The organism is Nostoc sp. (assembly GCF_036917195.1).
Classification (GTDB): domain Bacteria; phylum Cyanobacteriota; class Cyanobacteriia; order Cyanobacteriales; family Nostocaceae; genus Nostoc.
The window spans coordinates 251060-275632 of the sequence record NZ_JBALDG010000020.1; the positions used below are offsets into that span (position 1 = coordinate 251060).

Sequence of the window (24573 nt, forward strand, 5' to 3'; positions counted from 1 at the left end):
AAAATAAAATATATTGATGATGAAGATAGGGTAAAGTACATAACTTTTTACTTTTAAGAAAGAAAATCAGCAAATTTCACCCGCGTTAACTTAAAATCTTAAAATGTAAACTGTTGCTGTATTGCTAAATTTTTATCTCAACAATGTCTAAGGATTTCTCTGCTGATATTAGTTCGCGCATCTGCAAGCATATGAATGATGATCATGCTGATGCCATAGTTATTTATGCTAAGTCTTTTGGCGGTATAACAAATGCGATCGCAGCACAAATGCTGTCAATTGATGCACAAGGTATGGATTTAACAGCGCAAGTGAATGGGGAAGCTGTGCCAGTCCGCATTCAGTTTGATCATGTTTTAGCAGATGCAGAAGATGCCCATCAAACTCTAATTGCGATGGTGAAGCAGGCGCGGGTGAAGGCAAAGTAGAAATTGGGATAGATAAGTAAGTCGGCGGGAATAAATCAAACTATGTGTTTTGCAATGTAAAGTTATTGTAATTGAGTTTGTAGTAAGCGACTCAAGCCCTTTTTTGTTCGCCTAGCAAAATATCCAAAGGGGTAGACTACAAACTTTTAATTATTTACGCCGTCCTACTCAAGTAATATATAGCGATCGCTTCCATTAGTTCAGGTTGTAATATGGTCTTACAATCTTGGTTTTTTAAAGCAATCGTACTTACAGCTATTTTCAGGTAAATAGACCACGGTGTAGGGGCACAGCAATTCTGTGCCTAAGTAAGTAGGCACGAGAAAACGAATATATGTTTAGTTTGTAAAAACGGTGAAATAACGAATTTATAAGGTATGTGCCGAATTTACATTTCGTTAGATACTGGCAAATTTTATCGCCCACTTACTTACAATCTATGTGGTTAAAAAAAATGAAAACTGCTGTAAATCTCATATTTTGCAGGTGCGTAGGCGTAGCCTGCCGCAGGCATCGTAAGTGCTGTATTTTAGAAGCATGACAGCATCACCACTAGATATTAGATAGATATTAAGCTACAGGATATTCACAATTCGTAATTATTTGTTGACCACTGCGGCATAAGGCTTGGTTTGGATAATTTCAAGCTTCCATGAAGAATAATCAGGCAACTCATAGCCAACCCTCTTAACATCAGCCAACATCAATTCATCCCGTTGATGCCAAACTGCAAATATTTTCTCTCTGCCATCATAAAGCGTTTCCAGATCGATTTGATAAACCTCATTTACCCGCTTTAGTTTCAAACCTAACAAATTTAACAGTCGGCTGAGTATTTTTATTGCTGAAACCTGCTCTTTCTCCCCAACTAAGTTAATACCAAGCGCTCTTTTAATATGCTTACTATGCTGAAAAACAACATTTTTAAGCAATATCAAATCTGGATTACTCTCGGTAAATTCTCGTTTTGCTTCGAGAAACTGAAGCATTCCCAAGGCTCTCATTGCCTCAACTTTGAGCGTATAAGTTTTTAAATCTGGTAGGAAAACTTTACCTTCACCCCAAGATAATTGCTGATGCCATTCTTGCTCATCTCTAACATGAAAATACTCGCTTTCGTGAGTTAAATAATAATGAATTAACAGTTGAAGATAATATCCGTGGTCATCCTGCAACTTCAGCCAAGGAGTAACTTCTATCTCATATTTTTGTCTGAGAATATATTTGTTAATTTGGTTGCGTTCTCCATCAGTCAGGGAATGCTTCATTAATAGCTGCTCATATTCTACATAATCGATATCTTGAGCATTAGCTACAGCAGTTGCTAGCGATAGTTGATTTTGCTGCTTAATATCTTTAATTTTACGTTTAATTTCTTTAGCTTTTTGACGGCTTTGCGTCCAATCTTTTTGAACTTTGACAATTTCTAATATTAATCTTCTGCGAGTAGCTAAATCATCAGCATCAGTTGCCAAAAAGGCCAGGCGTAAATCTCGAATAATATTATTATGAACAGCATTACTCCGCATCTGAATTTGATGCCCATCAGCAATCAACCCTTCTTGCATCGATTGTCGGTAGAGGCGGATAGAGGCATTTACCCTTGCAGATAACTTAGCCCAAGTTCGCAAATGAATCGGGTCATGAACTAAAGGTAAATCCACATCTATTTTATGTAATGGACTAAGCAAAGCTAAATTTTCTTTTTGATTTTCCTGATACCAATCAGATAACAAGCGATAATTTGTACTACCACTACCAATTAAGCCAATACCTCGTTTAGCGCACCAGACAATACGCGGAACATCATCCCGCACTCTCGCTAATGCTTGTCTTGCTTCCGAATCAGGAATTACTCCTTGAAAAATGCCATAAACTCGGTCGAAATGTTGGACATCAATACTAATTCCTGTACCAAGACTAGGAGTAACAAAAACGCCGTCATATTCAGAGATTTTTTGATTGATAGCTGCAATAAAATCAACTGCTGCGTGGCCAGGTGTGTTTGTAGTGTGGCTACTAACTACTAGAGTTTTAGGAAATTGCCGTCGTAATTTTTGTAACCGCTCTTTCAGATAACGTTCAATTGTTTCACAACTGTAACGCCCAGCCCGACTATCGGTAGTAACGTAACATTTACGTCCAGCAAGTAAATCCAATTCCAGTTGGTGAATTAGCGGTGTTGGGTTCGGCGAATCATAAAAAGTTACGTCCCAACCATGCTGAGGTTTCCACTGGTTGAGAACTACCCAAGGTGTTAATTTAATTCCTGCCAATCCTTGTAAATATTCAAGTGACACATCTGATAAATCAGTATCTTGGGCAATTACTAACCCTCCAGTTGTTAAAACTGTGGAAATTAATTGCTGGAATAATTTTAATATTTTTACACGCTTGTGCTTACAAGTATTACTGTTTAATAGATGCCACAAAGATTGCTCTATTTCATCCAGAATTACTATTGCTCCCCGCCAATTTTCAGGGTTAAGTTTCCAAATAGAATCAACGCATAATCCAAGGGAGTTTTGTGGAGAGGGAGAGCGAAGGATGGGAGGAGCGGGGGTAAGTGTTTTATCAATCCTTTTCTCCCCATCTTCTTTACGTGTTCCCCATTGAATACCAATTTTTTCACACAAAAATCTTCCTAGTAGGATTCTGTGAGTAATTAACAAAACAGGTCGATTTATGCTTTTTGCTTGCTGAACAACGGCTTGCAGTCCTGTAGTTTTACCCGTTCCTTTTGCTGATTTGACTCCTACTAATCCAGAGGTGGGGAAAGGTATTTCACTTATATAAGGGCGATTGAAGGTGAGTGCAGCAGGAATGCTTAACTCAGTGTGGGGTTTGGTTTGAGCAAGATAAATTTCTAAATCAACACTTTGACGATAAACTTTCTCGAAACTACTTGCACCTTTAGCAACGATAAACTCATCAACTCCTTTTTCCATTCCTGGAAGTTCAATGACTTTAACAGGGCAATTTTTTTGCTGGAATAAACAACCAAGCTGGGAAATAGCATTATTTACAGCAGCAATTTTTTTAGGTTGAGTTTCAAAATCAAAGGAAATATAAAAGCTACGTTTTGTAATTGCAAATGCTGCTAAGTCGGGAATCAGCTGACGACGGGTAACTTTACCAAATTCGTCTTTGACAACCCGATAACCACTGGTAATTCCGGGAATGGCAATAGCTGCATATCCTTGCGTCAACAGTGTGGCTGCTTTCTTCACACCTTCGCAGATAAGGAGGGGAATGTTCTGTTGCATCACCCATTGCCAAAAGCCTCCAACTTCACCATCAGGGGTAATGCTGATATTGTCAGGCATGACCAGATTGTAACGTCTAGCGACTTGCTGCCATACTTGCAGGGTTACCCGCAAACAAAACACCCGCGTTGGAGTGCTGGGAGGATGTTCATATTTGATGGACTTACCATTGTGATTCTGTAGGGGCTGGTTTGGCTTAAAGCATCCCCATTCCATCATTTGCCAATTATTCAAAGGGTCTAGCCCCGAACACCACCAACCACCTTCAGTGATATGAGCATAACGCTGCAACCATCCAGCTTTCACCATTCCGGTATTGGTGCGGGGGAGTAGCTCAGAAATCAATAGGTACTCATAAGCAGTTACGCCTTGGAGTGACCTAAAATTGAGTTGCACTAAGTGTAAGTCTATACCACTACTCTTGACTAATTCTTCAAGGTGTTGGGGATGTAAATAGTGCAGATGCATAAGAAAAGGTGTGAAGAGAAGACAATAAGATTAAAACCTTAACATGCATCTACTTTTTTTATCTAAGAGAGATTGCGAGGCTTTTATGATGCTTTTTTGACTTCGTTATGGGAGACACATCGGTTAAGCTTCTAGTGGGTTATTCTGCCTATTAGATCCCCAAACTAATAATTTTGTATTGTGATATTTGTTCGCAATTAATTTTTATTTATCAGTAAATTTCTGCGTTAAGGAATGCGATCGCCTCACGGGTTGCAGCAGCGATCGCCATATGGTAACATCTTGCAAGACAAGCTTTGTCAGAATTCGTAGACCCACAGTAGCTTGTCATCAGATATCACTTTTGGGATAAAAGCTTATCATTTGGGTAGAAACTATGATTTACACTGTTCAATAAAGATAGTGTCTGCAAGTATGGATTCTCTCAAAGAAAAGATTTTGGAGAAATTAGAACGCCTTCTAGACAATGCACAGCAGGAAGTTCTAGATTTCTTACAGTTTCTAGAGTGGCGAAAAGAGAATCGTCAGGAATCTCAGTTATCTGTAGTCAATGAAGAATCGGATGCTGGATGGCTAGAGACTGACTTATCAAATTTGGGTAGCTATGAACCTTATGATTGGCAACCCGGCGAACTAGATAAGGGTTTGCCTGTTAAGTATGTTCCTGAGATGGGAGTAGTAATTGTTGAAGAATGACAACTCGTTCTTTAAGTTTGGGAGTATTATAAATCTAATAAAATCAGCATATAAACTTACACATCTCAATTTAACTGCTTTTTAATAGTTCCTGATTGATATTTAATAGTTATGTACCAATTCTTCAAAGTAGTACTATTTTTACTACCTGATTTCTGAGCTATATCCATTTTTCCTATAAATATAAGCTTTTTTCTATAATCATCATCTATTTCTATATCTTTGACATTTTTTCCAAACTGTTTCACAAACTGGTCAATACTACATCTGCCTAATACAGGTTCATTGCAATACTCTATTAAATTTGTACCCCATATTGGTTTTATATAATCGTTATCACTACATACAATTATTTTATCAAGTTGGATTTTTCGATTTGAAAAAAATTGATTGGATGAAATGAACACTTCTTTCAGAAAAATTTTCTTATTGGAAGATGTGAGGATTATATCTATTTCAAATTCTACACAATCATTTCTTTCAGTAACTAACAAGGATTTTTCTACGTCAATAGATAGTCTTGGTTTCTTAATAAAGGTTGATAACCCTATATATGCCAAGACAATAGATGGAATAGTTCCGGTTACACTTAGAATACTATTAATATTGAAATTCATTTTAATGCATGAATTATTTGTACATAATTTAAAATTTGTTATTTACGTGGGTATTTTGTTTGAGATTACCTATTTTTTTTTATTATTTATTACTTTTAGACTCATCACTCCTAAAATTATTGCAACAATACAAGCTACTATAGTCCATGACATTGCTAAATCAAAAGCACTTTCAGAAGTTAACGCTTTTGGAAACCATGAGATAAATGGGGATATTAATTTATAAATAATTTCAAAGACTCCAAGTATTAAGTTCCAGATAATTTGAAGCAGTAAAAAAAATGTCTGAAAAAAGAAAACCAAACAAAGTATAATTATTAAAATTGCGATTAATTGTATCATAATTAAAATATAATACAAAATTACATATCAGTCTTATCACACTGAAAACATAGTGTCAAGATTCAAGATTAATTCGTTCATAATCTATGATGGTGAATGTATATTCCAAGTAACAATAAACAAAACAGGGTACCCATAGGATACGATACCCTGTTTTAATTAGCTAACCTCCAATCTACGCGCCTACAGCTTCCTTGGCGGCGTACAACACCTCAGCGTTGATTTCTTTTAAACCGCGATCGCAATTAAATTTATTGGTGCTGCACTAAATTTATATTATGTTAGGTGAAATCATTGCTAAATAGCAGGTAAAGCTTCTAATTCACTAGGATGAATTAAAACTTTGCCTAATAGCTCACTGAAATAAACAACTTGATAATTCGGTGCAAGTTCTGTTTGCAGTTGCTTCCACAGATTAATTCCTTCTTCTTCAAAAGCCGCTTCAGCTTCTGCACTCAAATCTGGTGAGTTAGCAGGATCTTGCCAATTTAATGTTTCATTGTAAGCAGATGCCCATTTTCTCAAATGGCTAATGGTTTCTTGACTGAGGGGCAGTGTTGCTGGATCGATATTACCAACTTTATCAGCATCTGCCCACCATAAAGGATCGCATCCATAATCAGCCATTAGTTTTATCTTTACTGCCATAGCTATTTAGGTGGAATTATGGTAACGAGGCGGGATTAGCTCCGACTATATAACCATTATCGCTTACTGTCACTGCTATGTATTGTGTTTGTCCATTAAAAATTACTTCATAGATTGCACGGCGAGGTTCTATTGTTCGTTGATAATCCAGAAACTTTCCTCTTGTCACAGCAGCCATAACAGCATCCGGGATTTCATTTTCTGGAGATTCCACGTCTGGCAAAGTCCTCTTGATGTCTCTCTAAGATGTGTGCTAGTCCCCTTCCTCTTCTACAAGCTTTGCCCTCTTCTAAAAATACGATTTTGCCATCAGCTTGCTTGGCAATCTGCACAACCTTTTCTGGACTGTGCTTAATACCAGCCTGACACAGTGCCGCAAACAATGCCGCTTTGTCATGGTTCATATTTAATTTAGTTATTTTAAATAGTTATTGAAAGAAATATATAAAAAAAATTAATATTAAATCTATGATATCTCGTAATTTAATTTTTATCACTAAAGCAAAAAAATGGGGTAAAGAGTATACATAACTCCTCACCCCTCGATCTTCTCGATTAATCGCTAATCTAAGCCCCGACAGCTTCCTTCGCGGCGTACAATACCTCAGCGTTGATTTCTTTGAAACCACGCTCACGAGCAAACTTTTCAGTATTACGCTTCACTTTCCCGCGCACAAATCCAGGAATCTTATTCAATTCTGCTTGACCATCTTTTGTCCAATTCAAATCAGATTCAGCAGAAATTCCCCTAGTAATTACTTCTTTGGTATCATGACCACCGAAGATTTCTAACAGGTGATCTTCCATTCCCAAAGTGAAGGAATTGTAGATTAAATCTGTAATCTGATTCGTGCCTTCGTAACCCATAAATGGTTTGTAACCAATGGGGAAGTTTTGGACGTGAATTGGTGCAGCAATTACGCCGCAGGGAATATCCAAGCGCTTACCAACGTGGCGTTCCATTTGGGTGCCGAAAATGGCAGAGGGTTCGACACGAGCGATCGCATCTCCAATTGCACCATGATCTTCGGAGATTAGCACTTCATCGCAATACTCGCTAACCTGTTCCCGGAACCAGTCTGCATCATATTTGCAGTAGGTTCCAGCCCAAACAACATGAATCCCCATTTCTCGCGCCAGAATCTTTGTAATGGCGGCGGCGTGGGTGTTGTCACCAAAGACCACAGCTTTTTTGCCAGTCAAGTTTTGACAGTCAATAGAACGGGAGAACCAAGCAGCCTGAGATACATACAAGGTTTGCTCATTGATGAAGTCTTCGTAGTCAACTTCTGCACCTTGAGCGTTGATTACCTGCTGAATCTTGCGAATACAACGGGCAGTTTCCACTACACCCATTGGAGTAATGTCTATATAAGGTGTGCCAAATTGTTCTTCCAGGTAACGAGCTGTGGTTAAACCGAGTTCACGGTAAGGCACCAGGTTAAACCAGGCTTTGGACATTTTCTTCAAATCGTTCACCGAAGCACCTTCGGGAATTAAGGTATTTACCTCAATTCCCAAGTCAGCCATCAACCGTTTCAGTTCGGTGCAGTCGTGATTGTTATGGAAACCAAGGGTAGTAGTACCGATAATGTTAACCGAGGGCTTTGCAGTTTTGCCCTCTGCCAATTCGCCCCGCTTCCGGGCTTTTTCAATGTAGTATTGGACGATTTGATCGAGAGTGCGATCGGCTGCTTGCAGTTCGTTGTAGCGGTAGTGGTTCACATCCGCCAGCATTACGTCTCCTTTGGCTTCCAACTGCGCCCGTTCGACAAAGTTGTGCAGGTCTTCTTGCAAAATGCTGGAGGTGCAGGTGGGAGTTAACACAATCAAATCTGGGTGTTCCTCGGCATCCTTGCGGGTGATGTTATCTACCACCTTCTCTTGGGAACCACGTGCCAAAACGTTGCGGTCAACGACACTAGTTGTCACCGGAGTGAAATCCCTCTCCCGCGATAGCATGGAGCGCATGACGTTAAAGTAGTCATCACCAAGTGGGGCGTGCATGATCGCATGAACATTTTTAAAAGAACTAGCGATTCGCAGAGTGCCGATGTGGGCTGGGCCTGCATACATCCAGTAAGCCAATTTCATGTTTGTGTTCTCCCTTTTCAACAGAAATAACACGGAGTCCGATAAGAGTGGACTATAAGTGCTTGATTATTTATTAAATCGTTTCTGATTGTCTCAAAACTTGTATCCCTGAATAAGTGAAGAGTTGTAAGGGTTTTATCTGGAGTACATAGGCGTAGGCATCCCTCAAACCTGCTTACTGATTGGGATCTAGCTGATGATTTTAACAACATGGCTGTTGTTTTAGTTAAATAAATCTTAATTTTTCGGCAAATTTATTTTTAATTTGGGGCAGGATGCTAACCCCCCTTAAAAAAGAGGGGAATAATATTAGCGTAGTTTGTTCATTCGAGGGAGTATAAATTAACTTAGAGAGGCGTTAATTACTGCCGAAAAATTTCTACTTTTTGTAACACCACTTCTTGATTCGGACGATCTCTAGTCGTAGGCACATTGGCGATCTTGCTGACTATATCTAGACCTTGGACAACTTCACCAAAAACACTGTGTTTGTTGTCAAGGTGAGGCGTTGGTGCTTCTGTAATGAACCATTGCGAACCATTTGTACCGCGTCCAGCATTAGCCATCGACAGGATGCCAGCACCAGTGTGTCTCAATTCCGGATGAAACTCATCCTCGAATTGATATCCCGGGCCACCAGTACCCCAACGGTTGGCCGTATCCAAATAACGACTTAGGGGATCGCCACACTGAATCATAAAATCAGGGATGACCCGGTGAAAGCGAACCCCATTATAAGCTGGAGTTCCCTTACCAGATTCACCAGTTTTAGGGTCTTTCCAGTCGATTGTTCCAGTTGCTAGACCAACAAAATTTTTGACAGTGTTGGGGGTTCGCTCTTCTTCCAAACGAACTACAATTTCACCCAAGGAAGTAATTAAACGAGCGTGCAGCTTGCCATTACCGGGAATATTAATTTCTGGAAAGTTCATTAGATATCCTACTTTAACAAGTGCCAGTATTTGACTTATACAAGTTTATCAGCATTCAAGTTACCGCCTTTAGACATGACAAAAAACCTGAATCAGAGAAACTGGAGCAAACGAATATTTTACTCAGGCAAATTTATCGCTGGATTCCGGCTAAAGAATCCTCTAGGGACTAGCTTAAATCCAACTCCGTGAACAGGCATCACAGGCCAATCTTCCGATCGCGGAATATGAGTTACGCCCATTGTGTACCACAGTACGATATCTTCACCCATCAAAGACTCATCGTCAGCAATATATTTTGGTAAACCCTGTCCTGGTTGAGTCTGGTTGGGATAATCGCCCCCAGCATAGAGTTCAGCAGGTTTATATTTTGTTACCCAGACGTGGTGAGTCGCAAATTCTGCCCGTTGACGGATTTTTGAGCCTTCTACTGGGAAAAACATGGAGTTTCCACCAGGCATTAGCATATATCCAGGTGCAACCCCTAGCGGATTTTTCTTATCTGCACTAACAATCATCCATTCCCGACTGCTTTTCATATCCAAATCGCGCACAGCAGCCGTTTCATTTGTTAATGGGGTTTCTACAAGTGCGATCGCATTTCCTAAAGGATTTTTCTCATCCATCGGCAAAGCTTTCACATTCATTTCCATCACAGAATTAGCTTGACCATCTACATCGAAATCCAGGCGGTAGTTGAAAAAGTGTTGGTGATTTACTCCGAAGATATTCTTAGCGATTAGCCGACCATAGGAATTACCTTCAGATTGCTTTTCAGAAGCCGTTCCCTGCCCCAGTACGATACCCGTTAATTCATTTTGGACTTCCAAAGTCCCATCCTGGTGAAAGATCCAATTGATACTGTAATCATAGTTGTCAATCGCCGCAGTCATTGTCATCACTAATTCTCGACTGCGACGGACATCATTGCGCTGAGTATTATACTCATAGTGTTTCCAAAGCATTCCGTTATCGCGCTCGTAGATACCGATAACCCCTGGCATTACATAAGGTTCTCCCTGCTCATTAGCAAATACAGCATTTAGCAACAGGCCGTTTTCGGGAATTTCCTTACTTAACTCCATCGTATTTGCTAGCAAACCAAGGTTGTATTCTCCAACATCAAAGGCATTCCTAAATGACCAAGTAGGCTCAGGGTCGCCATAAGGTACTACCATCTCCGATAGACTAGCGCGGTATAAAACTGGTCGGATATTTTCCCCGTCTTTGTGCGTCACTTGGTACAGCATTAATCCATTCCGAGGATGCATTAGATAGCGAAACTTCCAACCTTGCCAGCTAATTTCATTGTCTTTGATCTGGAAACTTGCACCATTTGGTTGCAGAATCTTTAATGCTTTAAGTGGTGAAAGTAATTTGCCCAAGGACTTTACATCGTAGTTCCAGTTTTCTTGAGAGAAAGGGACATTTCCTCTGTCAACAAAACTGGCGATTTTACCCGTGGTCAAATTGACAGTTGCTACGACTCCTTCAATCGGACTACCGTAATAGTTCCAGCCTTTACCCTGGTAGTAAGATAAGCTCCGACTAAAACGATTACCTGTTGCTTCTTCCTGTTGACTCAGGATGCCTGGGGCCCACGAACTAATTTTGACTCGATTGAAATCAGTAATTCCCCGCCTTCGCATCGCTTTTTGCCATCGGGGATCGGCTTTGACTACCTGAATTGCCAGTTCATATTCTGAATTGACGATCGCAGGTTGGACAGACGGTATTTCTTTCCAAGAATTTAAGGTTTTGCTTGTCAGATCAACAATTCCCTCAAAGGTTTTGTTTTGCGATCGCTCATAGATTACCAAAAAAGCTTTTCGCCCAAAAGCTTTACCAGGTGTAAAATTCAGAACTTCTTGTTTATTTGGTTCTTGTAAAGCAATAAGGGGAAAAGCTGCCATTTCGCTCAAAGTTTTTTCTCTTTTGATGACCGAAACAGCTATAGTAATTTCTGCCTCTGTTAGCGAAGTGAGAGGATGGGAAATCGAAGGCTGTTGAGCCATTAATTTCCCCATTAATCCAAGTGAGAGAGAAATGACGAAAATGATGGCAATAGCTAGCCACAAAAAACGCCTTAGCCGCTTAATCATCTTTTACATTCTTACAAAAGACGTATAGTTATCTATTTCTAAGCCGAAGCCTGAAACCCGATAAATTAAGAAGCTAAAGCTAAATTAATTTGCTAATAGTTGGGGGGACTGAAGACTATAGCGCTTTTCGTTTGTATACAATACACACTGACTTCACTTCAATTCCTCTCTCTCCTTTGAATCTTACTCCCCAACGCTAGTAAGGAAGGGGCTGTTCTTGTTAGGTCTTAATTTACGCAGAAACCAAACGGCGTAAAGATTCAGCACGGCGTTTAGCAATAGAGTTATTTGGAGCAAATTTTAGTGCTTCTTCGTAAGTTTGTAACGCCTGAGTAGTTAACTTTTTCTTCTCGTAAGCGTGACCAAGATTATTCAACCCTGTTACGTAGTCTGGTTTAGATTTGAGGGCTTCTTTATACTGACGAATTGCTAGGTCATATTGCTCTTGGATAAAATAAACATAACCCAGCCCGTTGTAAATGGGGGCAATATTTTCTTCTCCCTCTTCTGGGGCAGCTTTAAGAGCTTTTTGAAAGAGGGTGATCGCTTGAGAATACATTTTTTTCTCTGAATAAATACTGGCTAACTCATAATATTCTTGAGTCGTACCCTTTTCTTTCTCTAACTTCTTTCGCAATTTTCCAAAGGAGCCTTCAATCTTGCGAGTTTTGAAAATCTGGCGAAAAACACCCACGGCCGCAATTGTGAGTAGAACCACCAAAATTGAGAGATAAACAACGGCTAGACTGTTATCCATTGCTGCAAATACAAATATTAAAAGTTGCTTCTGTAATCTATTATCAGCCTATTGGGCATGAGGGAGATAAGGCAGACGCGGTTAATCGCGTCTCTACTCTTAACTTCTGTACAGACGCGATTAATCACGTCTCTTAAGGTAAACCCCAATATTGAGAGCGTTGCTGGAGCCAACCTTCTGCTAAGTAACGAGCGATCGCTTGATTCACATTTCGTCTTAACTCATCGTACTGCAATCCCTTTGGCATGACTACAGACAAGGGTTCAGTTGATAGTTTAGTTGGTAGTAGCCGATATTGGGGATATTGTTGCACCCAACCGCTCAGAACGCTAGCATCTGCGGCAAAAGCTATGGCGGCATTACTTTCTATTTTCTCTCGCGCTTCGTCATAGGAATCCACTCCTACTAACTCGGCATTTGGCACATAGTACCGCACTTTAGCAATGGTGCTGGAGTCATTCAGTACGGCAATTTTTTGTTTTGCCAAATCACTCAATTGCTGAACAGAGGCATCTTTTGTAACTAATACAGTGCCATCCAAATAGTAGGGAACACTGAAACTAACTACGCGGCTACGAGATTCAGTTGCTGTTACCCTAGCGATCGCAAAATCAACTTTCTTGTCTAAGACTACAGACAGGCGATCGCGATTCGCTACAGGTTTCAATTTGACAGCCTTTGCTTTCCCAACCAAATCAGTTGCCAAGCGCTGTGCCAAGTCAATTTCTAAGCCTTGCAAATTGCCACTGGTATCTTTAAATCCCAAGGGACGCAAGTTATCTTTAACTGCAATAGTTAAATAGCCCCGCTGCTGAATTTCTGGCATTTCAGCGGCAGATGCAGTTAATCCTGTCCCCAGTATGGAAAAGCAAGATATCCAAAAAATAGTGGCGGATAATACCAGATGTAACCGAGTAATTACTTGCCATCTGTTACATCCGTTGTACATCCGTTGCCACCTTTATCCTTTAGCTTGATTTGCTAGTTCAGCGACTTTGCCGAAGCTAGCTGGATCGAGGACTGCCAATTGCGCCAACATCTTGCGATTTAGTTGGATATCAGCTTTTTTCAAGTTACCGATCAACTGGCTGTAACTCAAGCCGTGTTGCCTTGAAGCAGCGTTAATGCGGGTGATCCAGAGGCGACGAAAATCGCGCTTTTTCTTTTTGCGATCGCGGTAGGCACTCCGTAGGGCCTTCATCACTTGTTGGTTGGCAGTTCTAAACAGAGTTGAGTGGGAACCGCGAAAACCTTTAGCTAGTTTGAGAATTTTATTGCGGCGTTTCCGAGCTACATTACCGCGTTTTACCCGTGTCATAACTTATTTCCTGAAGGACTTACAAATATGGGAGCATCAAGCGCACGTTGAGTTCATCGCGTTCATGTACAAGTGTACTCTTGGACAAGCTACGCTTTTTGTTGGAAGTTTTGTGCTCTAAAAGGTGGTTTTTGAAAGCTTTACGACGGACGATTTTGCCGGTGCCGGTGGCACGGAATCGTTTCGCTGCTGCTTTACGAGTCTTTAGTTTAGGCATGGTCTAGCTTTAATTCGACACGATCCATAATTATATACTAATAAAATTGCTTGAATGGAAATTAAGTAAACGATTTAACTGCCACGACCGTTGTAGATAAAATTAATTTCACCGATGGATGAAGTAAATATAGTCGAATATGACCCATGTTGGCAGACCTTGTTTGCACAAGAAGCCGAGCGTATTTGGCAGGCACTAGGCAATAACTTAGTTGCGGAAATTGAACATATTGGTAGTACGGCAGTACCAGGAATGGCAGCAAAACCAGTTATTGACATTATGGTAGGAGTCCATTCCTTAGTAAATGCGAAATCTGCTGTTGCGATATTAGAATCATTGGGATACGTTTATTGGCGTGAAGACCCGCGTCCTGGACGGATGTTTTTTGTGAAAGGAATGCCACCATACGGAAAGCAACGGACTCATCATGTTCATATAGTCGAGGTTAACAGCGAATTTTGGGAACGCAAGCTATTTTGCGACTATCTGAGAAAGCATCCTGAAGAGGCGAAACGTTACGAAGCTTTAAAACGCGATTTGGCGGCAAGTTTTCGGAGCGATCGCGAGGCTTATACCAATGGTAAAAATGACTATATCCAGGCTGTGATGGCAAAAGCACGGTGTGAGGAGATGGGGAAAAAACAGTGAGTGGATTGAATCACTACGGATAGAATTCTGGCAAACAGTTTAGTCAAAAATAATTACTTTGTTATGACTTATTAATATATTTGTTAGAGAAAGCGATCGCTTACATCAAATATAATTTTAAGGAATATCCTCACTTAAGAAAACTGTCTCTAAATCCCGATAACCACTGACAACACGTACAACTTCCACACCGTCATCAATGGGACGATAAAATATCAAGTAATCTTCGATTGGAAAACTTCTTAAACCACTGGCAAAATTATCGCAACTTTGTCCCATATTAGGAAAATCAGCCAACAGTTTACACTGCTGTTTAATTTTTTCGTTGAATGTTCGAGCCGTACCCGGATTATAGCGGATAATATAGTGATTAATCTCTTTGAGGTCTTGCTTGGCTGGAATTGTTAAAACATACCGACTCATTATTTAGCGGCCTGTGCTTGTTGCATTTGGGCTTCAGCATGTCGGATATCTTCTTCAATTTCTGCAAATACCTCTTCACCATCAACTACTTCACCACGCTCTGAGGCTTCAATACCTTCTTGGATTTTAGCTTTCAATTCTGCTAAACGCTGATCTCGAATGTGATCGCGTTCTTCTAACAATCTCAATGCTTCACCCATCACTTCACTCACTGAGTGGTATTTCCCACTATTAACCTTATCCTTAACCAACTGTTCCAGTTCTGGGGTCAAAGATATATTCACAACTATTACCTCATTCCATTTACCCTATATCTTAACCGACAGGGGTTAAGGGACTTCCAAAAAATAAAATATACACTTACCAATAATGATAATCATTTACGATTATTTATTCTACTTTTTTGGCAAAACGTTTGAATAAATAATGAAACAATTACTTTAAATGATATTCTCAGCTGGTTTAATTATTGTGGTTACTGTGTATTTAGTGTAAACCTATGCGCGACAGAAATCCTTGGACTGTGTGGATAGTGGTTGTAGTGGCTGTTAGTGCAACGGCGATAGGCATTCACAATTTGGAATAGTTCTTAAATGTTACTTGTCTGGTAGATACTATGCCCACTGCTGGTAGACATTGCAAGCATCTGCGCTAGCTTTAATTAGAGCAAGATTAAAATAATTCGTAATTAATAATACTGGCCTCTGGCGAGTATTACAAATGACAAATTAGTTAATTCGCTGCTGTTTAGGCTTCTTGATAAATTATTTCTTGAAACTGGATCATATCTTTTTGCGGATCGGCGTGGCTAACTTTCACTAATATCTGTTCGCCCAAGTTCACAGAACGTTTGAAAGTCATTGGCAACTGCAAGCCCAAATCTTCTAACAAAATTAGGGCCAAGTTGCTGTCTTCCCGCAGCCACATCAATACTGTCACATCCCAAGTTTCCTCTGGATGACGGCGTAAATACTCTAAAGCATAATATCTATTAGTTTGCCGTTCCACCATTGTCACTTCTTGGGTGATCGTGCTGACAGTCATCATTACTTCTTTTAGTTGTTCTGCGGAAAATGGCAAAACTTCACCGCGCAAATGAGCTTTCAATTGAAAGTGGGTGAGCAAGTCACTGTAGCGGCGGATGGGAGAGGTTGCTTGGGTGTAGGTATCCAAACCTAAACCAGCATGACGCAAAGGCGTGATGCTCATTTCACTCTTGGGCATACAACGACGCATAGCGCAGGCGCGAACGAATCCAGCCGGAAGTAGGAGCAATTCCTCATCTGGAGGTAATTCCGGTTGCGGCTGACCGCGAAAGGGCAAAGGTATGTTATGAGCTTTACCATAACGAGCCGCAACTTCACCGGCAAGAATCATCATTTCTGCTACCAGTTGCCGCGACGGGGAATCGTCCAAAATGTCAATGTTGATCTCGTCACCTTTGACTTTGATCGTCGCTTCCGGCATAGTGATGCTAATTGCCCCTTGAGCGTAACGCCAAGCTTTGCGCCGCTGTGCCCAAGTAGCGATCGCGGCAATTTCCGGTTCTGCTTGTACCCTTAATTGCAGCATTTCATCTACATCTTCGTAGGTGAGGCGATAAGTCGGCTTAATCGAACTGGTATGAATGCTGTAATCTTCTACTACTCCAGTTGTACCTAAAAGAATCCCGAAACTGAGAGCGCAACAAACCCGTCCTTGTATCAGACTCATTGGCCCAGTTGCCAATACCTCTGGGAACATGGGAATCATCCCCGTAGGTAAATAGACTGTACTACCCCGCTTTCTGGCTTCCAAATCTAATTCATCTTCCGGCACTAACCATCTAGTGGGATCGGCGATATGCACCCACAGGCGTTCCCGTCCATCAGCGAGTACTTCCCAACTTAGACCATCGTCGATCTCTGTGGTAGTTTCATCATCAATGGTGTAGACCTTCAGGTGAGTCAGATCCAAACGGTTTGTATCTGAGTCAATCGGCGGGAAATCCAAACGCTGTTGCGCCACTTCTAATACCTTATGAGGAAATTGAATCGGAATTGAAGAACGACGCAGGAACAAGTTTTCATAAGGACTCCAGCAACCCAAATCCACCAACAGTTGAAAGGCTCCTTGGGGTGTTGTGGGTCGTCCCAGCATAGTCATAGTTTCTAAGACTGGAGCGCTGGGGGGATAAGCGCGAGCCAAGGAGTCATAATTAACCCCCGTCCGCACGGTGTCAGCTATCAGCGCTGCGTATTTTTCTAGTCCTTCTATGCGTTGGCGATCGTGGCGGCCCCACTCTACCACTTCACCTTTGAGCGCCTGCTCTATACGAGTTAAAAATTCCTGTTGTCCCTTAGCTTTTAGTGCCTCTACTTCCAGCTGGTGCTTCCGTTCTGCCACCTGAGCAGCAGTTCGCGGTTCGTAAGCATCTCCTTTTTGCTTGAAATAAAGTTTGTCGTCTGATAACAAGCAATAGGCGGCGTAACAATGAGGCGCGGCTGATTCTGAAAATAGCAGATTCGCCATTTGGTCTGGGGTGACTGTTTCCCCATCTTCAACCAGTAATTCCCAAGCCACTTCTAAGCTAGATGGATCTAAATAAGGCTTGATCTGTTCCAAAAAGCTGGCAATCTCAGAGGGCTTGTAAGTCTGTTTAGTAACTGTATAGGTTATTTGTTTAGGCGCGAGGCTGTGGGATTGACCACGTTCGTCTACCACAAACCAGCGGGTTTTTCCGTCTGGACGTTCTACGATGCCCAGACGGCGATCGCCTTGAACCCTAAATTCAACTAGCGTCCCCTTCTCCACAACTCTCGCACTCTAATAATTTTAGATTTTAGTCGCACCTTTGGTGCGCTGGAAGCGCAACTTGGATTTCATAACTGATATTAAATCCTAAATCGAACCATTTTTGATCCAGCAATTCATTTTACACTCTCTTTTTCAGATTTGAGATTTTGGTCTTAGTAAAGATAAAGCCAAATGTTTATTTAAATACAGCTCCTCTTTATAATCCAAAATCTAAAATCCAAAATCCAAAATTGCTCTAGCCTTCCGCGTTGATAAATGGCAACAAAGCCACAATCCGCGAACGTTTAATTGCTAATGTCAACTCTCGCTGTTGCTGAGACGTCAGCCCAGTAATCCGACGTGGCAGTATTTTACCCCGCTCTGTGACAAACTTACGCAATAAATCAACATCTTTATAATCGATTGGTTCTCCTGGCTTGATCGGAGAAAGACGACGACGGAAATAACTCATCTCTATTTAATTTCCTTGTGAACGGTATGTTTGTTGCAGTGGGTGCAGAACTTTTTCAGTTCTAGCCGATTTGTAGTGTTGCGGCGATTCTTGGTGCTGGTATAACGGGAAACACCAGCAGAACGCTTATCTAAATTTGTCCGACACTCAGTACACTCTAGTGTCACAATTATGCGGACACCTTTACTCTTAGCCATAATTTTACAAACAGTGAAGCCTGAAGAGAATTAACACAAATGACTATCTTCTCACATTCCGCCGCATATTTTCAACTAATCTTTTGACTTTTATATCGAGCGAGTAGCCACGACGCGACGAAACTATGAAAGTTCCGCAATAGCGATCGTGTAAAGCCTGCCGCATTTGGGCATCATAGAAGGCAGTCCCACAATCAATTGCTAAGGGAAGTACTAGCAGTATAGCAGTGGGATTGGCTCTAATATTGCTCAGGGCAATTGACACTAAAAGGGCACCCAAGCCGATGATTGCCTCTCGCTTTAGCAGTGAGAGCAAATCTGGAATTCTGCCCATCACTTGCCCATTTTTGACTGACAACACCTTTAAATCGAACGCCCAACGCCCTAAACTTTGCCCTTGATTGTTGTATACCAGTAGCACCCGCAAAACTAGCCAAAGTATTACGAAAACTAAGATTTCAACAAATTGAATACCGATATCGCTGCCTCCCAGTAGCGAACTGACTAACCAGACACCAAGGAAATCAAGCCCCAATGCCATACCTCGTCGCCCAATATCAGCCTTGGGATAGTGTTTTTGGGAAACTCGTTCGATTGTCATACAAAATAGGTATTTTTATTTAGGGGTTGGGGAATAATGATTGCTCCTGTTTTTTATATTAAGATGATGACTTGGCTACTTGCTGCGCTGTAAACGAACAAAAACCAGCCAACATAAATTTATGAAACTGCCAACTGCACGAGTCAAGAATAGGATTAAGCAGCTATAGCGGTTCTCATCCCCTGCCGATTCGCCTTTGGTGTTCTCGTAGAATAGCCGCTACGCGTCATGGATGCAAGATACAGTAGGGGCGTACTGCTAATCCCAGAATGACTTAAGCTTTAATTCTGTTTTTGGGAAATATTGTATTGTTGTAGAAACTTAATTTTAATTAATTTGGAAGTTGTATCCATGAAACATATGTTTACTAAAACAGCTTTTAGGATAGTGACGACTACTAGTTTAATGTTAGCGATCGCCATAACCACTAACGACCTAGCTCATGCTGCTGAGTTCAACTTTAACTGGAAAGGAGACACCGGTTATTCAGCTAAAGGTTCATTTAACTATGATACAACAACTGCTCCAAGCGTCATTTCTGAAGCAGATTTAGGGGCTACAAAGAACTTGCAGTCTCTCTCAATTTCCTTCTTTGATCCATTGAATACTTTCATAAATAGTTTCACTCCAGTGCTTAATGGTGTATCTAACTATAAGTATTTGAGATTCAACTTTGATAACACTACTCAGCAAATCTTTGGTCCCTTTGATGTTGGTAAGGATAATAGCAGTTCTGGTGACACATGGCTTAATAATAATCTCGCACTCATAGATGAAAACTTTAGTAATCAGGTTCTAGCTAAAGAATTTCATTTGAACAAGAGAGATGCAGCAGGCACAGAGCAAATACTAGATTTAAGTAACAATTCAGTCCAGGTATCCAAAGTCCCCGAAGGAAGCATAATTATAGGTTTACTAGCAGTGTGTAGTTTAGGATTTACCCTCAAGCAGAAAAAAGCTAGTTCTTTTGAACGAGACAGAAGTAGAAATGTATTTGGATCAACAAATAATTACTAATTTGTAATTTGTAATTCGTAATCAAAGTTTTGACTCTGCTCAAACTCTAAAATTGATCAATGTTACTTTACAGGGATAAAAGTAAATATTAAGGTGATGACTTGGGTACTTGCTGCGTTTTAATCTAACACAGTAACTACCTTAAATCACTGCTAGACTGGCTTTTAAATGATTTGTAGGAAGTTCTTGTGCCGAAACTGAAACCAGATGACATTTGTCAAGTGCGCTGTTTCAATGACGAGTTGGTAGTTCACGTCCGCGATGCAATGCCGATAGATGAAACCCTTGAAGAAGCTAAAACGCTCTTTACGGCTCTTGCTGACAAATCTCGGCTGAAGATACTCCATGCCTTAAAAGATAGCCAGGAATTGTGTGTCTGTGATCTTGCGGAGGTTCTTGGTGTGCAGGTATCTGTGGCATCACACCATTTGCGAAAACTACGTGATCTTAAGGTACTCAAATATAGGAATGATGGGAAACTCGTCTATTACTCGCTGCGAGATCAATTTGTAGGGCAGATTTTGGATCTGGTGTTGCAAAAGATTGTTCAGTAGCCTGTACAATTTTTTTTATTTAATCATTATGATATTCTTTTGAATGTTGGAATGAATAGGAAAGTGACCAAAGGAAGTAGATAATGTCTGACCACTGCTGTCAAAACAAATCGTCTGAACTCGAAAAAATGACCAAGCGCCAGAGCAAGGTTTTGTGGATTGTTCTGGGCATAAATGCTGTGATGTTCGTTGTAGAACTCCTATCTGGCATTCAGTCCAAATCCCTTTCTCTTACGGGGGACTCCCTTGATATGCTGGGAGATGCGATCGCTTATGCAAGCAGTCTTTACGTAATCAATAAAGGAGCAAAATCACAGGCAAAATCTGCCATGCTCAAAGGAGCTATTATGTTTTTGTCTGCTGTAGTAGTATTTGCCAGGGCTACTCATCAGGTGTTTTTTAACACAACTCCTGACCTGGAAATCATGAGTACAGTGGGATTGATTGCCTTTTGTACAAACTTGTTCTGTCTTTATCTTTTGACAAGACATAAGAACGATAACATCAATATGTCTTCTGTCTGGCTTTGTTCTCGTAACGACATTATCGCCAATACATCCGTACTTGTGGCGGCTGGATTGGTGTTTTTGACAAGATCATCTTTGCCAGATTTGTTGGTGGGACTTATGCTCACGTTTATTTTTGCAAAGTCAGCAGGATCAGTCCTCTCTAGGTCTTGGAGAGAATTGGAAGGAGCTTAAGTCAGAAATCAGTGTTAGATTCGCATTTAACTACAGTTTTTCTGGAGTGGAACGGAGCGATCGCCAATAGCAATTAATATGAGAATGATTTCCAACATGATATGCTCTCTTGATTGAGTCGTTAATGTTACTTTACACAGATTAAGGTAAAAAGTCGGAGGCGATCGCTATGTTATCAGTCAGCGATGCACAAGCAATTATTTTAAATTTAGTCCAACCGTTGGATGATCAACGGGATACGGAAGTTGTCGATTTATTGGCAGCCGATAGTCGGATTTTGGCAACACCTGTCACCAGTCCGCTAGATTTTCCCCATTGGGATAATTCCGCAATGGATGGCTACGCAGTTCGCTATCAAGATGTACAACACTCTAGCAGCGAACAACCAGCCGTTTTAGAAATTGTTGAAGATATTCCGGCTGGGTATCAGCCCAAATCTACGATTCAACTAGGGCAAGCCGCGCGGATTTTCACAGGTGCGGTGATCCCAGCAGGTGCGGATACTGTAGTCATGCAAGAGAATACACGTCGGGAAGAAAACCGCGTATTTATCCTGGCTGCACCAAAACCGCAAGAATTTATCAGATACAAAGCATCTTTTTATCAAGCTGGAACACAACTACTACCAGCAGGAATTAAGTTAAATGCTCCAGAAATTGCCGTATTAGCCGCAGCACAATGTCCGCAATTAAGTGTTTACCGCCGTCCGCGTGTGGCAATTTTTTCCACTGGTGATGAACTGATGACAGTTGATAAACAGCTGCAACCAGGGCAAATTGTGGATTCTAATCAGTATACGCTGGCAGCTTTGGTAAAACAGAGTGGGGCAGAACCGTTAATTTTAGGTATTGTGAAAGATGATCCAGTTGCCCTTGAGAAAGTCATTGCCCATGCCATTGCGATCGCTGATATAGTTCTCTCTTCTGGTGGTGTCTCGGTGGGAGATTATGATTATGTTGAGAAAATTCTAGACTCACTAGAAGCAAAAACCCACATTCAAGCTGTGGAGATGAGGCCAGGCAAACCCCTTACCGTCGCCACTTTCCCCAGTACAGAGGCGATTAATCGCGTCTGTACCCGTTCAGCCCTCTATTTTGGTTTACCAGGAAACCCTGGGGCTGTATTAGTAACTTTTTGGCGGTTTGTGCTACCAGCAATCAAGAAACTTTCGGGAGTTACTGAAGGTTGGGAACCAGTATTTTTGAAAGTGCGATCGCATGATGAGTTGCGATCGGATGGCAAGCGTGAAACTTACCTTTGGGGTAAATTGCATTTAATTGATGGAGTTTACGAATTTCACAAAGCTGCTGGTAGTCACAGTTCTGGCAATTTAATTAATTTAGCTCAAACCAATGCTTTGGCTGTTGTGCCGGTGGGTAAAACATTAATTTCTCCACAAGAAGAGGTGCAAGTTTTGCAGCTTGTTAACGGGTAAGTAGGTCAAAATAATACAGCACTTTGCAAGTAAATGAAGTACACCTCTCCTTGGCGAGGAAAGGGTGCGCGACAGTGCGGGTGGGGTATTTTTGTACTTCATCAAGTTTAAACAGGACTTACGCACGGGTTATGAAAGAACGAACCACAGAGGCACAGAGTACACCGAGGAATGAGAGTTTGAGAGGTTTTTTGCGTAAGTCCTATTAAATCTGCTGTAGTTAAAATATCTGCTCAAAAGCCTCAATCAAGCTGTTAACTTCCTCAAGGGTGTTGTAATGTACCATACTTACCCGGACTATTCCACCTTGCGATGCTAACCCCAAGTATTCAATCAGCCGTTTAGCATAAAACGACACCATAGGTCAATACGAGTCGTACAAGTGCTTCACGATGCCACAGTTGTATCATGTTGTTGATGGGATTGATTTGTTTAGTCCTAAATTCAACTTGGTGCCGCCGGGAGTAAATGAGAATATTTTCTTTCCCTATAGCCAAAAAGAAGACAGAGATGTTAACCTTGGCACCCAAATTCACGACTTACTCTTTATCCGCGAAGATCCCCAAATATTAGGTCACTTAGAGAACCTTAATAAACGACCAATCTTTGCTGCTGCTTCCGTCACTTCAATCAAAAATCTCACTGGGTTAGTTGAATGCTTTGGTCAAAGTCAGCCGTTGCAAAAGCATTGTAACCTGATCCTCTTAAGTGGTAAACTGCATCCGCATGAAGCTACCAACCCAGAAGAAGCAGAAGAAATCCAAAAACTTCACGACATCATTGAGCAATATCATCTCTATGGTAATATTCGCTGGATAGGGATGCGTATCCCGACCCGCGACCTCGGCGAAGCTTACCGGGTAGTTGCCGACTCTCAGGGAATTTATGTCCACTTTGCCCTCTTTGAATCCTTCGGGCGGAGCATTTTGGAAGCGATGATTTCCGGCTTGCCAACTTTTGCCACTCAATTTGGTGGCTCTTTAGAAATAATCGAGAACCAAGAGAATGGATTTAATGTTAATCCTACAGACTTAGAAGGAACAGCAAAGAAAATTTTAGACTTCGTTGAGCAATGCGATACTCATCCTGAACATTGGCACGAAGTCTCAGAACGGATGAGTCAGCGAATTCATAATAGATATAATTGGCATTTACATAGCAATCAATTACTATTGTTAGCTAAAATGTTTAGTTTCTGGAACTTTGTTGCTCCAGAAAATAACGAAGCCAGAGATCGCTATATGGAAGCTTTATTTCATCTCATTTATAAACCTAGAGCGGAAAAGATTTTGGAAAAGCACATGGGGCATGGTGCTTAGGGAATGGGGAGTAGGGAATGAGGGGACAAGGGGATGAGGAGACAAGGGGACAAGGGGAATTAGAGACTGATTCATCCACCTTTGATACTCGTTCATCCACCTCGGAACTTTGTTCATCTCCCTCAAAGCCTCGTTGATCCACCTCGGAACTCCGTTCATCCACCTTTGATACTCGTTGATCCACCTCGGAACTCCGTTCATCCACCTTTGATACTCGTTGATCCACCTCGGAACTCCGTTCATCCACCTTTGATACTCGTTCATCTACCTCGGAACTCCGTTCATCCACCTTTAATACTCGTTCATCCACCTTTGATACTCGTTCATCCACCTCGGAACTCCGTTCATCTCTCTCAAAGACTCGTTCATCCACCTCGGAGCTCCGTTCATCTCTCTCAAAGACTCGTTCATCCACCTCGGAACTCCGTTCATCTCTCTCAAAGACTCGTTCATCCACCTCGGAACTCCGTTCATCTCTCTCAAAGACTCGTTCATCCACCTCGGAACTCCGTTCATCTCCCTTAAAGACTCAAAATCCCCACTCCC

The 24573-nt window shown here is 41.2% G+C and carries 27 protein-coding genes and 1 pseudogene; 8 read left to right on the forward strand and 20 right to left on the reverse strand.

Annotated features, from left to right (window positions below):
- Positions 1-143: 143 nt before the first annotated feature.
- A complete protein-coding gene (locus V7K40_RS07220) occupies positions 144-428 on the forward strand; it encodes a DUF2470 domain-containing protein (RefSeq protein ID WP_334958073.1) in 285 nt (94 codons plus the stop codon).
- A gap of 599 nt (positions 429-1027) precedes the next feature.
- Here V7K40_RS07220 and V7K40_RS07225 read toward each other — a convergent pair.
- The gene (locus V7K40_RS07225; protein ID WP_334958076.1) at positions 1028-4162 is read right to left on the reverse strand and encodes a plasmid replication protein, CyRepA1 family; all 3135 of its coding nucleotides are present in this window, start codon (positions 4160-4162) and stop codon (positions 1028-1030) included.
- Positions 4163-4576: 414 nt separating this feature from the next.
- Here V7K40_RS07225 and V7K40_RS07230 point away from each other — a divergent pair, with 414 nt between their 5' ends.
- Positions 4577-4858 (forward strand): hypothetical protein, encoded by a 282-nt coding sequence (locus V7K40_RS07230; RefSeq protein WP_334958078.1) that lies wholly within the window; start codon positions 4577-4579, stop codon positions 4856-4858.
- A gap of 65 nt (positions 4859-4923) precedes the next feature.
- On the opposite strand, the gene V7K40_RS07235 is transcribed toward V7K40_RS07230, so the two are convergent.
- The 11 genes from V7K40_RS07235 to rpmI form a co-directional block, all read right to left on the reverse strand.
- Complete coding sequence (locus tag V7K40_RS07235) at positions 4924-5475, reverse strand: hypothetical protein (RefSeq protein WP_334958080.1); 552 nt, start codon at positions 5473-5475, stop codon at positions 4924-4926.
- 639 nt (positions 5476-6114) lie between these two features.
- Positions 6115-6444, reverse strand: a complete 330-nt coding sequence (locus V7K40_RS07240; RefSeq protein WP_334958082.1) for a hypothetical protein — start codon at positions 6442-6444, stop codon at positions 6115-6117.
- Between the two features lie 37 nt (positions 6445-6481).
- Positions 6482-6688 (reverse strand): hypothetical protein, encoded by a 207-nt coding sequence (locus V7K40_RS07245; RefSeq protein WP_334958084.1) that lies wholly within the window; start codon positions 6686-6688, stop codon positions 6482-6484.
- Entirely contained in the window at positions 6660-6869 is a 210-nt protein-coding gene (locus V7K40_RS07250) for a hypothetical protein (RefSeq protein ID WP_334958086.1), read from the reverse strand. Before V7K40_RS07250 ends, V7K40_RS07245 begins: the two co-directional genes overlap by 29 nt.
- A 163-nt stretch (positions 6870-7032) precedes the next feature.
- On the reverse strand, positions 7033-8559 hold the full coding sequence (gene bchB / locus V7K40_RS07255; protein ID WP_334958088.1) for a ferredoxin:protochlorophyllide reductase (ATP-dependent) subunit B: 1527 nt from the start codon (positions 8557-8559) through the stop codon (positions 7033-7035).
- 362 nt (positions 8560-8921) lie between these two features.
- Positions 8922-9491 (reverse strand): peptidylprolyl isomerase, encoded by a 570-nt coding sequence (locus V7K40_RS07260; RefSeq protein WP_334958090.1) that lies wholly within the window; start codon positions 9489-9491, stop codon positions 8922-8924.
- Positions 9492-9610: 119 nt separating this feature from the next.
- Positions 9611-11593 carry a primary-amine oxidase gene (locus V7K40_RS07265; RefSeq protein WP_334958092.1) on the reverse strand — a complete coding sequence of 661 codons (1983 nt, stop codon included), beginning with the start codon at positions 11591-11593 and terminating at the stop codon, positions 9611-9613.
- Positions 11594-11825: 232 nt separating this feature from the next.
- Positions 11826-12350 (reverse strand): tetratricopeptide repeat protein, encoded by a 525-nt coding sequence (locus tag V7K40_RS07270; protein WP_334958094.1) that lies wholly within the window; start codon positions 12348-12350, stop codon positions 11826-11828.
- A 133-nt stretch (positions 12351-12483) separates the two neighbouring features.
- Positions 12484-13299 (reverse strand): transporter substrate-binding domain-containing protein, encoded by an 816-nt coding sequence (locus V7K40_RS07275; RefSeq protein ID WP_334958096.1) that lies wholly within the window; start codon positions 13297-13299, stop codon positions 12484-12486.
- Positions 13300-13311: 12 nt separating this feature from the next.
- Positions 13312-13668: a 50S ribosomal protein L20 gene (gene rplT, locus V7K40_RS07280; RefSeq protein ID WP_069069781.1), complete on the reverse strand. Its 357-nt coding sequence runs from the start codon at positions 13666-13668 to the stop codon at positions 13312-13314.
- Positions 13669-13687: 19 nt separating this feature from the next.
- Complete coding sequence (rpmI, locus tag V7K40_RS07285; RefSeq protein ID WP_334958098.1) at positions 13688-13885, reverse strand: 50S ribosomal protein L35; 198 nt, start codon at positions 13883-13885, stop codon at positions 13688-13690.
- A gap of 114 nt (positions 13886-13999) precedes the next feature.
- Here rpmI and V7K40_RS07290 point away from each other — a divergent pair, with 114 nt between their 5' ends.
- Entirely contained in the window at positions 14000-14533 is a 534-nt protein-coding gene (locus V7K40_RS07290) for a GrpB family protein (protein ID WP_334958100.1), read from the forward strand.
- Positions 14534-14650: 117 nt separating this feature from the next.
- Here the strand turns inward: V7K40_RS07290 and V7K40_RS07295 are convergent, their stop codons facing one another.
- The 6 genes from V7K40_RS07295 to V7K40_RS07320 all read right to left on the reverse strand — a co-directional run bounded on the left by V7K40_RS07295 (position 14651) and on the right by V7K40_RS07320 (position 19001).
- On the reverse strand, positions 14651-14956 hold the full coding sequence (locus V7K40_RS07295) for a type II toxin-antitoxin system RelE/ParE family toxin (RefSeq protein WP_334958102.1): 306 nt from the start codon (positions 14954-14956) through the stop codon (positions 14651-14653).
- The gene (locus tag V7K40_RS07300; protein WP_334958104.1) at positions 14956-15240 is read right to left on the reverse strand and encodes a type II toxin-antitoxin system ParD family antitoxin; all 285 of its coding nucleotides are present in this window, start codon (positions 15238-15240) and stop codon (positions 14956-14958) included. Before V7K40_RS07300 ends, V7K40_RS07295 begins: the two co-directional genes overlap by 1 nt.
- Positions 15241-15703: 463 nt before the next feature.
- The gene (locus V7K40_RS07305; RefSeq protein WP_334958106.1) at positions 15704-17749 is read right to left on the reverse strand and encodes a ribonuclease R family protein; all 2046 of its coding nucleotides are present in this window, start codon (positions 17747-17749) and stop codon (positions 15704-15706) included.
- A 238-nt stretch (positions 17750-17987) separates the two neighbouring features.
- Positions 17988-18203 (reverse strand): 30S ribosomal protein S18, encoded by a 216-nt coding sequence (gene rpsR, locus V7K40_RS07310; protein ID WP_012411240.1) that lies wholly within the window; start codon positions 18201-18203, stop codon positions 17988-17990.
- 2 nt (positions 18204-18205) lie between these two features.
- Positions 18206-18400: a 50S ribosomal protein L33 gene (gene rpmG / locus V7K40_RS07315; protein ID WP_281483334.1), complete on the reverse strand. Its 195-nt coding sequence runs from the start codon at positions 18398-18400 to the stop codon at positions 18206-18208.
- Positions 18401-18443: 43 nt separating this feature from the next.
- On the reverse strand, positions 18444-19001 hold the full coding sequence (locus V7K40_RS07320) for an RDD family protein (protein WP_334958114.1): 558 nt from the start codon (positions 18999-19001) through the stop codon (positions 18444-18446).
- Between the two features lie 387 nt (positions 19002-19388).
- Here V7K40_RS07320 and V7K40_RS07325 point away from each other — a divergent pair, with 387 nt between their 5' ends.
- From V7K40_RS07325 to glp, 4 genes are all read left to right on the forward strand, one after another.
- Positions 19389-20018, forward strand: coding sequence for a PEP-CTERM sorting domain-containing protein (locus tag V7K40_RS07325; protein ID WP_334958116.1), 630 nt, complete (start codon positions 19389-19391; stop codon positions 20016-20018).
- Between the two features lie 188 nt (positions 20019-20206).
- Positions 20207-20572: a metalloregulator ArsR/SmtB family transcription factor gene (locus V7K40_RS07330; RefSeq protein WP_334958118.1), complete on the forward strand. Its 366-nt coding sequence runs from the start codon at positions 20207-20209 to the stop codon at positions 20570-20572.
- A gap of 128 nt (positions 20573-20700) precedes the next feature.
- A complete protein-coding gene (locus V7K40_RS07335; protein WP_334958120.1) occupies positions 20701-21273 on the forward strand; it encodes a cation transporter in 573 nt (190 codons plus the stop codon).
- 169 nt (positions 21274-21442) lie between these two features.
- Positions 21443-22708 (forward strand): gephyrin-like molybdotransferase Glp, encoded by a 1266-nt coding sequence (gene glp / locus V7K40_RS07340; RefSeq protein ID WP_334958122.1) that lies wholly within the window; start codon positions 21443-21445, stop codon positions 22706-22708.
- Positions 22709-22928: 220 nt separating this feature from the next.
- On the opposite strand, the gene V7K40_RS07345 is transcribed toward glp, so the two are convergent.
- Positions 22929-23069 (reverse strand): hypothetical protein, encoded by a 141-nt coding sequence (locus tag V7K40_RS07345; protein WP_334958124.1) that lies wholly within the window; start codon positions 23067-23069, stop codon positions 22929-22931.
- On the opposite strand from V7K40_RS07345, the pseudogene V7K40_RS07350 reads away from it, so the two are divergent.
- Positions 23062-24027 (forward strand): annotated as a pseudogene (locus V7K40_RS07350) (glycosyltransferase); the annotation flags it as partial. The gene V7K40_RS07345 and the pseudogene V7K40_RS07350 sit on opposite strands and share 8 nt — an antisense overlap.
- Here the strand turns inward: V7K40_RS07350 and V7K40_RS07355 are convergent.
- On the reverse strand, positions 23981-24526 hold the full coding sequence (locus tag V7K40_RS07355) for a hypothetical protein (RefSeq protein WP_334958126.1): 546 nt from the start codon (positions 24524-24526) through the stop codon (positions 23981-23983). The pseudogene V7K40_RS07350 and the gene V7K40_RS07355 sit on opposite strands and share 47 nt — an antisense overlap.
- Between the last annotated feature and the right edge of the window lie 47 nt (positions 24527-24573).

Coding starts and splice junctions, on each gene's coding strand:
- V7K40_RS07320 (WP_334958114.1), bottom strand. CDS start 19,001: ATGACAATCGAACGAGTTTCCCAAAAACACTATCCCAAGGCTGATATT.
- rplT (WP_069069781.1), bottom strand. CDS start 13,668: ATGACACGGGTAAAACGCGGTAATGTAGCTCGGAAACGCCGCAATAAA.
- rpmG (WP_281483334.1), bottom strand. CDS start 18,400: ATGGCTAAGAGTAAAGGTGTCCGCATAATTGTGACACTAGAGTGTACT.
- V7K40_RS07295 (WP_334958102.1), bottom strand. CDS start 14,956: ATGAGTCGGTATGTTTTAACAATTCCAGCCAAGCAAGACCTCAAAGAG.
- rpmI (WP_334958098.1), bottom strand. CDS start 13,885: ATGCCTAAACTAAAGACTCGTAAAGCAGCAGCGAAACGATTCCGTGCC.
- glp (WP_334958122.1), top strand. CDS start 21,443: ATGTTATCAGTCAGCGATGCACAAGCAATTATTTTAAATTTAGTCCAA.
- V7K40_RS07335 (WP_334958120.1), top strand. CDS start 20,701: ATGACCAAGCGCCAGAGCAAGGTTTTGTGGATTGTTCTGGGCATAAAT.
- rpsR (WP_012411240.1), bottom strand. CDS start 18,203: ATGAGTTATTTCCGTCGTCGTCTTTCTCCGATCAAGCCAGGAGAACCA.
- V7K40_RS07230 (WP_334958078.1), top strand. CDS start 4,577: ATGGATTCTCTCAAAGAAAAGATTTTGGAGAAATTAGAACGCCTTCTA.
- V7K40_RS07275 (WP_334958096.1), bottom strand. CDS start 13,299: ATGTACAACGGATGTAACAGATGGCAAGTAATTACTCGGTTACATCTG.
- V7K40_RS07345 (WP_334958124.1), bottom strand. CDS start 23,069: ATGGTGTCGTTTTATGCTAAACGGCTGATTGAATACTTGGGGTTAGCA.
- V7K40_RS07220 (WP_334958073.1), top strand. CDS start 144: ATGTCTAAGGATTTCTCTGCTGATATTAGTTCGCGCATCTGCAAGCAT.
- V7K40_RS07265 (WP_334958092.1), bottom strand. CDS start 11,593: ATGATTAAGCGGCTAAGGCGTTTTTTGTGGCTAGCTATTGCCATCATT.
- V7K40_RS07235 (WP_334958080.1), bottom strand. CDS start 5,475: ATGAATTTCAATATTAATAGTATTCTAAGTGTAACCGGAACTATTCCA.
- V7K40_RS07270 (WP_334958094.1), bottom strand. CDS start 12,350: ATGGATAACAGTCTAGCCGTTGTTTATCTCTCAATTTTGGTGGTTCTA.
- V7K40_RS07240 (WP_334958082.1), bottom strand. CDS start 6,444: ATGGCTGATTATGGATGCGATCCTTTATGGTGGGCAGATGCTGATAAA.
- V7K40_RS07225 (WP_334958076.1), bottom strand. CDS start 4,162: ATGCATCTGCACTATTTACATCCCCAACACCTTGAAGAATTAGTCAAG.
- bchB (WP_334958088.1), bottom strand. CDS start 8,559: ATGAAATTGGCTTACTGGATGTATGCAGGCCCAGCCCACATCGGCACT.
- V7K40_RS07290 (WP_334958100.1), top strand. CDS start 14,000: ATGGATGAAGTAAATATAGTCGAATATGACCCATGTTGGCAGACCTTG.
- V7K40_RS07260 (WP_334958090.1), bottom strand. CDS start 9,491: ATGAACTTTCCAGAAATTAATATTCCCGGTAATGGCAAGCTGCACGCT.
- V7K40_RS07250 (WP_334958086.1), bottom strand. CDS start 6,869: ATGAACCATGACAAAGCGGCATTGTTTGCGGCACTGTGTCAGGCTGGT.